The sequence below is a fragment of the Vibrio sp. Y176 genome (assembly GCF_033438945.1).
The window spans coordinates 1-542 of sequence record NZ_JAWOQS010001048.1 but is presented as its reverse complement, the minus strand read 5'-3'; the positions used below and the strand labels follow the sequence as shown (position 1 = coordinate 542).

Annotated in this window: 1 protein-coding gene; it reads right to left on the bottom strand. The window is 43.2% G+C overall.

Annotated elements, in window-relative coordinates; all coding sequences use genetic code 11:
* On the bottom strand, nucleotides 1-406 hold a 406-nt coding region (locus tag R7O13_RS30135; RefSeq protein ID WP_318305627.1), incomplete at its 3' end, for a LysE family translocator.
* Nucleotides 407-542 lie beyond the last annotated feature (136 nt).

Genomic DNA, 542 nt, shown 5'->3' with positions numbered 1-542 from the left:
GGCTAAACAAAGCAATAAAGAACAGTGCGATTTTAGGACTTAGAATAGAGATAAGGAAACCTTCTCTAGCAGATTGAAGTACGGTCGTTTCCTCACCAGATTCCAACTTGGCGGCCACTCCACCTTTGGATCGCAGCGCGTTAAAACCTAAGTAAGCCAAATAAGCTGCGCCCGCTAAACTGATGGTTTTGAACAGCATTGGGCTCTGCTGCAGCACAACCGCAAGACCGATCAACGTGATAAACGCATAAATCCCGATCCCAAAAGCATGCGCCCATGCCGTTGCCAAACCATTCATTCGTCCACCAGCCAAAGCATGTTTAGCAACGATCGCTAAGCTAGGCCCTGGCGACATAGCCCCTAATAAACAGACTGTAAAAAGTGATAACCAAACTGTTAGTGTCATAAAAATCTCCCCTCTTTGACGTTAATTTATCAATAGAGGTGATATAAACTGAAATCAAAGTTAATCATGAAAGTCATGATTGAAACTCATAGTCTAGTGAATAGAGTATTCTGATTGCTGCATTACGCTTTGCATC